The organism is Sphingopyxis sp., assembly GCF_035250425.1.
Classification (GTDB): Bacteria; Pseudomonadota; Alphaproteobacteria; order Sphingomonadales; family Sphingomonadaceae; genus Sphingopyxis.
On record NZ_DATFFD010000105.1, the window covers coordinates 1 to 10,059 of the forward strand.

General features: G+C 65.9%; 7 protein-coding genes and 1 pseudogene. 4 read left to right on the forward strand and 4 right to left on the reverse strand.

Annotated elements, in window-relative coordinates:
• Nucleotides 1-57: 57 nt before the first annotated feature.
• The 3 genes from VJ811_RS06090 to VJ811_RS06100 form a co-directional block, all read right to left on the reverse strand.
• A complete protein-coding gene (locus VJ811_RS06090) occupies nt 58-1,431 on the reverse strand; it encodes a glutamate--cysteine ligase (protein ID WP_324071375.1) in 1,374 nt (457 codons plus the stop codon).
• Between the two features lie 107 nt (nt 1,432-1,538).
• Nucleotides 1,539-3,449, reverse strand: a complete 1,911-nt coding sequence (locus VJ811_RS06095; RefSeq protein ID WP_324071376.1) for a proprotein convertase P-domain-containing protein — start codon at nt 3,447-3,449, stop codon at nt 1,539-1,541.
• A gap of 161 nt (nt 3,450-3,610) precedes the next feature.
• A complete protein-coding gene (locus VJ811_RS06100) occupies nt 3,611-4,360 on the reverse strand; it encodes a 16S rRNA (uracil(1498)-N(3))-methyltransferase (RefSeq protein WP_324071377.1) in 750 nt (249 codons plus the stop codon).
• A 203-nt stretch (nt 4,361-4,563) separates the two neighbouring features.
• Here VJ811_RS06100 and VJ811_RS06105 point away from each other — a divergent pair, with 203 nt between their 5' ends.
• The 4 genes from VJ811_RS06105 to ubiA all read left to right on the forward strand — a co-directional run bounded on the left by VJ811_RS06105 (nt 4,564) and on the right by ubiA (nt 8,767).
• Nucleotides 4,564-6,528: a TadE/TadG family type IV pilus assembly protein gene (locus VJ811_RS06105; RefSeq protein WP_324071378.1), complete on the forward strand. Its 1,965-nt coding sequence runs from the start codon at nt 4,564-4,566 to the stop codon at nt 6,526-6,528.
• On the forward strand, nt 6,525-7,124 hold the full coding sequence (locus VJ811_RS06110; protein WP_324071379.1) for a TadE family protein: 600 nt from the start codon (nt 6,525-6,527) through the stop codon (nt 7,122-7,124). The genes VJ811_RS06105 and VJ811_RS06110 overlap by 4 nt, the downstream gene beginning before the upstream one ends.
• The gene (locus VJ811_RS06115) at nt 7,121-7,795 is read left to right on the forward strand and encodes a TadE/TadG family type IV pilus assembly protein (RefSeq protein WP_324071380.1); all 675 of its coding nucleotides are present in this window, start codon (nt 7,121-7,123) and stop codon (nt 7,793-7,795) included. The genes VJ811_RS06110 and VJ811_RS06115 overlap by 4 nt, the downstream gene beginning before the upstream one ends.
• Nucleotides 7,796-7,858: 63 nt before the next feature.
• Nucleotides 7,859-8,767, forward strand: coding sequence for a 4-hydroxybenzoate octaprenyltransferase (gene ubiA / locus VJ811_RS06120; RefSeq protein ID WP_324071381.1), 909 nt, complete (start codon nt 7,859-7,861; stop codon nt 8,765-8,767).
• Nucleotides 8,768-8,806: 39 nt separating this feature from the next.
• Here ubiA and VJ811_RS06125 read toward each other — a convergent pair.
• Nucleotides 8,807-10,059, reverse strand: a pseudogene (locus VJ811_RS06125) (chromosome segregation protein); the annotation flags it as partial.

Here is a 10,059-nt window from a genome sequence, read left to right on the forward strand (position 1 = left end):
CTTCGCGGGGGCGACGGTTGTGGAACGTCCGCTCTCCACCCCAAAGCAGACGCCGCCCTAGAAGCTCAGCTCGTCATAGATTTTCGAAAGATCGTGGTTCCACGGTCCTTCGTAGCGGTCGAGCAGGTCGTGCGCGGGGGATTTGCCGGCCTTGGCGATGCGGCGGAGGGGTTCGAGGAAGCCGACCTCGTTATCGCCCATCGAATTGACCTCGCCGCGCGCGGCGAGCCCGGCGGCGGCGATGTCGAGGACGCGGTGCGCGAGTTCGCCCACGGTGCCGCCGCCGGGGGCGGGGGCGCAAAGCCCGTCGCGCGGGACGGCGTCGCGGAGCGTCTGCTGTTCCTCGATGCTCCAGCCCTTGACCAGATCCCACGCCGCGTCGAGCGCGCCCTGGTCGTAGAGCAGGCCGACCCACAGCGCGGGGAGCGCGCAGATGCGGTTCCACGGGCCGCCGTCGGCGCCGCGCATTTCGAGGAAGCTCTTCAGCCGCACTTCGGGGAAGGCGGTCGAGAGATGGTCGTTCCAGTCGGAGAGGCGCGGCTTTTCGCCCGGGAGCGCGGGGAGTTCGCCCTTCAGGAAGTCGCGGAAGCTCTGCCCCGCGGCGTCGATATATTGGCCGTCGCGGAAGACGAAATACATCGGCACGTCGAGCATATAATCGACATAGCGTTCATATCCGAACCCATCCTCGAACACGAAGGGCAGCATGCCGGTGCGCGCGGGGTCGGTGTCGGTCCAGATATGGCTGCGGTACGACATATAGCCGTTGGGCTTGCCCTCGGTGAAGGGCGAGGAGGCGAAGAGCGCGGTCGCGAGCGGTTGCAGCGCCAGCGAAACGCGGAACTTCTGCACCATGTCGGCCTCGCTCGAATAATCGAGGTTGGTCTGGACGGTGCAGGTGCGCAGCATCATGTCGAGGCCCATGGTGCCGACGCGCGGCATATGGTCGAGCATGATCTTGTAGCGGCCCTTGGGCATGATCGGCAGTTCGGCGCGCGTCTTGTCGGGCCACATGCCGACCCCGAGGAAACCGAGTCCGAGTTCGGCGCCGACTTCCTTCACCTGCTTGAGGTGACGGCCGGTCTCGGCGCAGGTCTGGTGCAGGTTTTCGAGCGGGGCGCCGGACAATTCCAACTGGCCCGCGGGTTCGAGGCTGACCGTGCCGTCGCTGCCCGCGAGCGCGATCACCTTGCCGCCCTCGATCACCGGTTCCCAGCCGAAGCGGGTGAGCGCCATCAACAGGTCGTGGATGCCGCCGGGCTCGTCATAGCTGGGCGCGCGGTGGTCGGCGGTGCGATAGACGAATTTCTCGTGCTCGGTGCCGATGCGCCAGCGGTCCTTGGGTTTTTCGCCCTGGATCATGGGAACCGCGAGCTGGTCGCGGCTTTCGACGATGGGATCGATGCTGTCCGAGGCGGTGCGCGTGCTCATATCGCGCCATTATACGGTTCGGTACAGAAAGCAATCGGCTGTTGAAGCGGCCCTGTTTCACCAGCGCGCGCAGGTTGATCGCGAAGCTCAACCTCGCTGCGGCTTCGTCAGTTCACCGTCATGTCGAAAGCGATCGCCATCGCGTTCGCGGGTAGCAGCGTCGGCGTCGTCGCGGCGACCGTCGTGGCGGCGATCGATGCCCCGAAGGGATCGCTTTCGTCGGCGCCGCTCGCATTGTCGTCCTCGACCGTCGTCGCACCGGCGCAGCTTGTGCCGCTGCGCAGCGAACCGGGGACGAAGGTCGTGCTCGCGGGCAGCGGATCGGCGATGGCGATGCCGGTCGCGGTGCCGCTGCCATTGTTGGTGACGAGGATGCAGTAGCGCGTCGTCGCGCCGGGGATCGCCTTTGGATCGGTCGTGCCGTTCGTGGAGTCGCTGATGATACTGCTGGTTTTCGCGATCGTCAGGTTCGCGGTCGGACGGCAGAATAGGATGTCGTGGAGCGCGGCGCCCTGCTGTCCGGGGTCGGTCGGGGCGAGGCTGTGGCTGCCATAGGTGATGGTGATCGTGTCGACCGGCGCGTTGAAGGTGACGACGACGTTGCCGTTGGCGCTGGCGTCGGCCGAGGTGGCGTCGCCATAGGCGCTGTTGCCGATGACATAGTTGCTGACGCCGTTGGTCAAGGTCGGCGTCACCGGCGATCCGTTGAAGCTGCCCGTCACGGTCAGGCGGTCGGCGAACTGCCCCGCCGCATAGTCGATATCGAATACGCGAAATTGGACGCCGGGAACCGCGGTCGGCAAGCTGATCGTCGAGGTGATGGCGCCCGACTGGCTGGTGAAATCGGCGATCTCGAAGATCGAATATTGGGCGGGGGTGAGGCCGCCGGTGACGATATTCTGGCGCGTCGGGGACTGGCCGCCATAGGTCGCATTGTTCAGGAAGGTGCCGCCGCTGATGCCGATATTGAAATTCATCGTGCCGATCGCGGTCAGCGCATAGCCGCCGCTCGTCGTGCCCGCCGCCCAGGTGACGCCGTCCCAGTCGTGGACCGTCGTGCCGACGGGGCAGACGAGCGTCGGCGGCGTTCCCGCGGTGCGCGTGCCTGAGACGGTGAAGGCGGCGGTATCATAATCATCCTCGCCCGCCGCGCCGTTGCCTGGGGTCGAATCGGGATCGAAGATGGAGGAGGCGCTGACCTGCGCAATGTTGGTCACGGTCGCCCCCGACGTTGCGGCGACCGTGCCACTGATCGTCAATGTTCGCGTCATGCCGGGCGGAATGCTGCCGACCGTCCAGACACCGGCGATGCTGTCATAGCTGCCGAAACCCGAGGCGCCGGTGAAGGCGAAGCCGGCGGGCAGCACATCCCGCACCGTGACGCCGGTCGCGGTCAGCGCCGAGCCGCTCGCGTTGGTCACGCTCAATATATAGTTGATGCTGGCGCCCGACGCGGGCGACGCGTTGCTCACCGCCTTGGTCAGCGACAGGTCGGCGTAGGGCGCGATCGGCACCGTCGTCAGCGTCAGGTCGGTGCGCGTGAAGGCGCCGCTGTCGCCACCCAGCGAATCGCAGATCGTCAGTTGCCAGGTTCCGGCCGAGCCCTGTCCGTTGAAACTCGCAAGCGATCCCTCGGGACGGAAGCTGCGCTGATAGGGGGGCGCTGCGGCGGTGTTGTCATTCGTCGTGTGCGTCGAGATGCTCGCCGCCGCGCTGTCGTCGAACAGGACGTTCAGATTGTCGGCCGAGGCGCCGACGTTGGTGATCAGATTGACGACGGTGCCGGATGGCGAAACCAGAGTCGCGCGGACATCGCCGCGATAGCTGTGCGTGAACTGGACGCCGATATTCACATCGCTGACCTGCGCGTTCGCGGCGACGGTGAAATTCCGCACCATCGGACTGGCGCACGTCGTCGCGGTTTCGCTGATCGTGCCGGTCGTCGTGTTGCTGTAGCTGGTCGTCGTCTGTGCGGCGGCGGGATTGCTGGCAAGCGTCAACGCCAGCCAAACGAGCATGAGACATACTCGCACAGACTGCAAACACTGGCCCCTACGCCAGCGGTATCGGCTCTGGTCCCGCCGTTGCATGGCGCCGCTATGGCCTGCGCGTAGCTAATATCCGGTTAAAATCGGTGACTTTATCGCGTTTCTGTGCGGCAACGGGACAGATTGGGGGCTCAGGCGCCCGCCGGCCAATCGCCATTCTGCGCCATCCAGATGCCGACGGCGGCGATCGCCGCGGTTTCGGCGCGCAGGATGCGCGGACCGAGCGCGATGCGGCGGACGGCGGGATGGCCGATCAGAAGCTCGCGCTCGCGCGCCGTGAAGCCGCCTTCGGGGCCGGTGAGGATCGCCGCCGGAGCCGGGGCGTCGACGCTGGCGAGCGGCGCGCCGCCGGCCTCGTCGGCGAACAGCAGCGCGCGACCGGCGGGCCAGTCCTTCAAGAGCTGCGGCAGTTTGACGGGTTCGGCGAGCGCCGGAAGCGCGGTGCGCCCGCATTGCTCGCACCCCTCGACGATCTGTGCTTCGAGCCGCTCGCGCTTGACGCGCTCGACGATCGTGCGTTCGGTGATGACGGGCTGCAGGCGGCTGACGCCGAGTTCGGTCGCCTTTTCGATGATCCAGTCGAGCCGCGCCTTCTTGACCGGCGCAAAGCACAGCCAGAGGTCGGGAACCTGTTCGATCGCCTTCGTCTGCCGCTCGATGCGCAAGGTCAGCGAGCGTTTCGCGGCGTCGGCGACCACCGCGAGCCACTCGCCGCTGATATTGTCGAACAGCAGGATCGGATCGCCCGCCTTCATCCGCATCACATTGAGCAGATAATGCGCGGCGGAGCCGTCGATCATGGGGGCGGCATCGGGCCCCAACGGCAAATCGACGAACAGGCGGGGTGTGCTGGCGGGCGGCCAGGCGGGAGTCGCGGGCATGTGGGGCCGATAACAGAAGGCGGTATTTTATGCATCTTTTGCCGTGAGGCGAGAGGGCTTGTCCCGATCCGGGTCAGAACCGCCGATCCGGGCCAGTCGACCCGCCGCCGATTAGCGTTTTGGTAAGCAGTCCTCCCCTAGGTGCGAGAATACCAGCGGCCCAATTTAGTGGGGGGCGTCGCGGGGCGAAGAGGGGTTAGGCCATGCGAGGGACCGTGTTCAGCCGGCTACGGCTCGGCGCCACAAAGCTTTTGCGCGACCAGCGCGGCAACGCCATGATGCTGACCGCGGCGGCGATCGTGCCGGTGCTCGGCATTGTCGGATCGGGTATCGACATCGGTCGCGGTTACATGGCCCAGCTGCGGCTTCAGCAGGCGTGCGACGCCGGCGTCCTCGCCGGCCGCCGCTATATGGGTGCGGACGCCTATAGCGACGCGGCCGAAACCGAAGCGAATAAGATGTTCAACTTCAACTACCCGGCCAATCTTTATGGCAGCCAGGCCGTGACCTTCACATCGGAGCCCGAGGGCACTTCCAATGTGGTGGGAACCGCGACCGCGCGCCTGCCGACCTCGATCATGTACATCTTTGGCACCGATCAGTTCAACCTGTCGGTGAACTGCGCTGCGAAACTCGAAATTTCCAACACCGACGTGATGCTCGTCCTCGACGTAACCGGGTCGATGACCACGATCACCAGCGACGGCAAAACCCGCATGGCGGGGCTCAAGGAAGCGTCGATGGTGTTTTTCGATACCATCACGCAGGCCGAAAAAGGCGATGGCCGCCTGCGCATCGGGCTTGTCCCCTATAGTTCGACCGCGAACGTCGGCCGGATTTTGAGGGACGAGGATCCGAGCTGGCTGTCCGACTTTACGCTGCTCCCCTCGCGCTCGCCGGTCACCCGCTACAACTGGAGCGGTACCAACCCGCCGACCTCGGTCACCACGGGCACCACGACCAACGGCACATGGAACGACTTCCTGCCGATCAGCGGCTTTACCAGCAGCGCGGCCTGCTCGGCCTTGACGCCGCCGGCCGACACGATGCCCGCGCTCGTCACTGAGCAGGACATGAACAAGACGGCGCGGATCGTCGACGCGGCCGGGACGCGCCGCTACGTCACCGTCGCGGGCACCCAGCATCGCTATTATAATTATCGCTATAATTACAACACGGCGAACAGCACCTGCTGGATCCAGCGCCGCACGGTGACCTTCGACCATGCCGCGTCGCCGGCGCCGAGTTCGACGCCTTTCAATAGCCAGTATCGTTATGAAGACCGCATCTTCGACGTGAGCGGCGCCAAGGCCGGCGGCACGATCACCGTCGATACCGGCAATTCGGGCGCCAACCGCACCGTCAGCTGGAGCGGGTGCGTCATGGAGCGGCGAACGTCCAGTTTCGGTTCGACCGCGACGGCGCCCAGCGAGGCGATCGACATGGACGTCGATCTGGTTCCGACCGATGAAAACAGCCGATGGCGGCTGCTGATTCCGGAACTGTCCTATCATCGCGCCGTCAACCTGGGCACCGTGCCGACGGGCACGGGTGTCCGGACCGTCGCCAGTGGGGACGTGAGCGGGGGTAGCTGGCAAAACTATGAATATCACTGGGGCAGCGGTTGGGGTGTATGTCCGGCCGAAGCCTTCAAGCTGACCGAAATGGATACCGACGATCGCGTCTTTTTCCAGGGCAAGATCGATGCGTTGCAGCCGGTCGGCGGCACGTATCACGACGCGGGCATGGTGTGGGGGGTTCGCCTCCTGTCGCCCACCGGCCTCTTTGCCGACGAAAATGCCACCGCGCCCAACGAACGCCCGATCAGCCGCCACATCATCTTCATGACCGATGGCGACATGGCGCCGAACTGGCAGAACCTGACGTTCCAGGGTTATGAATATCTGATGCAGCGCATCAGCGGCACGGCCACGACCGATAACGCGCTGCTCAAGGATCGGCACAACAATCGTTTCCTCCAGCTGTGCAGCGCCGCGAAAGCGCGGAACATGACGATCTGGGTGATCGGCTTCGGGACTGCCCTCAACACCCAGCTGACCAGCTGTGCGACGCCGGGCAAGGCGTATCAGACGGGCAGCGCCGCGCAGCTCAAGACCATTTTCGCATCGATCGCCGGGCAGATATCCAGGTTGAGGTTGTCACAATGACGCACCGTTTTTCCTTGCTCCGCCGCCTCCGCCGCAACGAGCGGGGCACCGCGCTCACCGAGTTCGCGTTTACCGCGCCGATGTTCCTGCTGCTGCTCATGGGCGTCTTCGACTTTTGCTGGCAAATGTATGCCCAGCAGGTGCTGCAAGGTGCGGTCAGCCAGTCGGCGCGCCTGGCGACGCTCGAGGACTATGCCGACGATCAGGATGCGCTGGACGAGAATGTGCGCGGGCGGGTGTTGGCCGTCTTCAAAAATGCCGACGTCGAATTCGAACGCCTTGCCTATGAAAGCTACGACCAGGTCGGCAAGCCCGAGCCACTGACCGACAATAACGGCAATGGCGTCTGGGACACCGGCGAGTGTTTCGAAGACATGAACGCCACCGGAAGCTGGGAAGCCGATCGTGGGTCGAGCGGCAACGGCGGCGCCGACGATGTGGTGCTCTATACCGTGTCGATGACATTCAACCGCGTCCTGCCGGTATGGAAGATGTTGGGCCAGCCGCAAGAAAAGACGCTGGCCGCGTCGACCGTTCTTCGCAACCAGCCGTACAACAGCAACACATCGTCGAGTCAGGTCATATGCAACCTATGAACCGCCCTCTTCGCCGGATGGCGCTGCGCATCGCCCGCGCGGCGCGCCGTGTTCGCCTGGTCCGGGATCGCCGCGGGACCGTGATGATCGAAATGGCCTTCTGTATCCCGTTGATGGTCTTGCTCGGTTTCGGCGGGATCGAAATGGCCAATCTGACGCTCGCGCACACGCGCATCAGCCAGATCGGGCTGGCCACCGCCGACAATGCCTCGCGCATCGCGATCGGCAGCAACCTGTCGCTGCCGCGCATTCGTGAAATCGACATCAACGAGGTGTTCACCGGCGCCGAGGAACAAGCGAGCGGTCTGAATTTCGCTACCAACGGCCGGATCATTCTTTCCAGCCTCGAGCGCAACGAAGACGACGGCCAGTGGATTCACTGGCAGCGCTGCTATGGCAACCTCGACGTTGAATCGAGCTTTGGCGACGCCGGCGACGGCGCGACGGGGACTGATTTTCCGGGCATGGGTCCCGAAGGAGCGGAGGTCACCGCGCCGGTAGGTTCGGCAGTGATGTTCGTCGAGATCGTCTATGAATATGACGCGATTGCGTTCGGCGACTGGCTGGGGCCGCGGACGATCCGCTCGCGTGCGGCGTTCAACATCCGCGAAGGGCGCGATCTGTCGCAGGTCTATCCCTCGACGGGGGTGACGCCGTCCACCTGCACCTGAGGAGCGGCGCGGTTCAATCAGCCATTTATCGCGCGCGCCGCGCCTGCTATCGCCCGCGCATCGATGACTGCCACCCATCCTCCCGATAGCCAGCTTCGCGGTTTCGTCGCTCTGCTGCCCGCCGCGGCGCGGCCCTATGCGCTGCTCGCGCGGTTCGACCGGCCGATCGGCTGGTGGCTGCTCTATTGGCCCTGCGCGTGGGCGCTCGCGCTCGGCGGCGGCGCGGTCAGCCACTGGCCCTTGTTCCTGTGGATGCTGATCGGGGCGATCGCGATGCGCGGGGCGGGCTGTGTCTATAATGATATCGTCGACCGCGACCTCGACGCGAAAGTGGCGCGGACGGCGTCGCGTCCGGTCGCGAGCGGGACGGTGTCGGTGCGCAGTGCCTTGCTGTGGACCGTGCTGCTGTCGCTCGTCGGGCTCGCGGTGCTGCTCCAGTTGCCGCGCCCGGCGCAGATCGTCGCGCTCGGCAGCCTGATCCTCGTCGCAGGCTATCCGTTCATGAAGCGCATCACCTGGTGGCCGCAGGCGTGGCTGGGGCTCGTGTTCAGCTGGGGCGCGCTGGTCGCCTGGGTCGCGGTGGGCGGCGGCGAAGGCATAGCGCTGCCCTTTCTCTATACCGGCTGCATCGCGTGGGTGATCGGTTACGACACCATCTATGCCTTGCAGGATATCGAAGATGATATGCTGATCGGCGTGAAATCGAGCGCGCGCGCGATGGGGCGCCATGTGCGGGGCGGGGTCGCGATGTGCTACGCGCTCGCGCTCGCCTGCTGGGGCGGGGCGCTGTGGGCGGTGCGGCCCGATCCGCTGGTGCTGATCGCGCTGCTGCCCGCGGCGGTGCACCTGACGGGGCAGGTGGTGACGCTCGACCCGGCGAACGGCGAGGATGCGCTGGCGAAGTTTCGCAGCAACCGGTTCGCGGGGCTGCTGGTGTTCGCGGCGATGCTGGTGGTGGGGACGGCGCCCTGAAATCAAACGAGTAATTAAATAGGGACTGTCCCTATTTAATTACTCCGCCGCGAGCAGTTCCTCGGCGCCGCCGAGGTCGACCGAGACGAGGCGGCTGACGCCGCGTTCGATCATCGTCACCCCGAACAGGCGGTGCATGCGCGCCATCGTCACCGCATTGTGCGTGACGATCAGGTAGCGCGTGTTGGTTTCGCGCGCCATGCGGTCGAGCAGGTCGCAGAAGCGCTCGATATTCGCGTCGTCGAGCGGCGCGTCGACTTCGTCGAGGACGCAGATCGGCGCGGGGTTGGTGAGGAAGAGGCCAAAGATCAGCGCCACGGCGGTCAGCGCCTGCTCGCCGCCCGAGAGCAAGGTGAGCGTGCCGAGGCGCTTGCCCGGCGGCTGCGCCATGATTTCGAGCCCGGCTTCGAGCGGATCGTCCGAATCGACGAGTTCGAGATGCGCCTGTCCGCCGTTGAACAGCGTCGTGAACAAGCGCTGGAAATGCGTGTTCACCGCCTCGAACGCGGCGAGCAGGCGCGCGCGGCCTTCGCGGTTGAGGCTGCCGATCGAGCCGCGCAGGCGATGGACGGCCTGCGTCAGTTCCTCGATCTCGGCGGCGTTCCTTTCGCGCTCTGTGTCGAGTTCGGCGAGTTCGTCGGCGGCGACAAGGTTCACCGGGCCAAGCCGCTCGCGGTCGGCGACCAGCCGGTCGTGCTGCGCCGATTCGGTATTGGCGTCGTCGACGCTATCGCTTTCGAAGCCGGCCTTTTGCGGCAGCAACGGCGGCGGGCATTCGAAGCGTTCGCCCGACAGGCGCCCCATTTCGATGCGCCGCAGCTCGGCATTTTCGGAGCGCGCGATCGCGCCGGCACGCGTTTCGCGCGCGGCGGCGACACGCTCGCGGATGGCGTTCAGCGCGGTTTCTGCCTCGCGCAGCGCGGCTTCGGCGGCGCGTTCCTGCGCTTCGGCGGCGGCGACCTTTTCGCGCAGATCGGCCTGCTGCGCTTCGGCGGCGGCGCGCTGCTCGGCGAGCCTGGCGGGGAGGTCGGCGAGCTTCGCCGCTTCGGCCGCCAGCGCATCGGCGCGCTTGTCCATTTCGGTGACGCGCCGCGCCGCTTCGCCCGCGCGCGCCTTCCAGCTCTTGATCTCGGCGCTGACGACCGCTTGCCGCTCGCTCAGGCTGGCAAGCGTGCGTTCGTGGGCAGCCAGCGCATCGCGGGCGGTGTTGGCGTCGGTCCGGGCGCGTTCGGCGGCCTGCTCCTCGGCCTCGAGCGCGGCGCGCGCCAGTCGCTCGTCGGGCAGCGCGGCGA

Excerpts from the sequence above, each read along its gene's own strand:
- VJ811_RS06090 (WP_324071375.1), bottom strand. The coding sequence starts at position 1,431 with ATGAGCACGCGCACCGCCTCGGACAGCATCGATCCCATCGTCGAAAGC.
- VJ811_RS06095 (WP_324071376.1), bottom strand. The coding sequence starts at position 3,449 with ATGCTCGTTTGGCTGGCGTTGACGCTTGCCAGCAATCCCGCCGCCGCA.
- VJ811_RS06100 (WP_324071377.1), bottom strand. The coding sequence starts at position 4,360 with ATGCCCGCGACTCCCGCCTGGCCGCCCGCCAGCACACCCCGCCTGTTC.
- VJ811_RS06105 (WP_324071378.1), top strand. The coding sequence starts at position 4,564 with ATGCGAGGGACCGTGTTCAGCCGGCTACGGCTCGGCGCCACAAAGCTT.
- VJ811_RS06110 (WP_324071379.1), top strand. The coding sequence starts at position 6,525 with ATGACGCACCGTTTTTCCTTGCTCCGCCGCCTCCGCCGCAACGAGCGG.
- VJ811_RS06115 (WP_324071380.1), top strand. The coding sequence starts at position 7,121 with ATGAACCGCCCTCTTCGCCGGATGGCGCTGCGCATCGCCCGCGCGGCG.
- ubiA (WP_324071381.1), top strand. The coding sequence starts at position 7,859 with ATGACTGCCACCCATCCTCCCGATAGCCAGCTTCGCGGTTTCGTCGCT.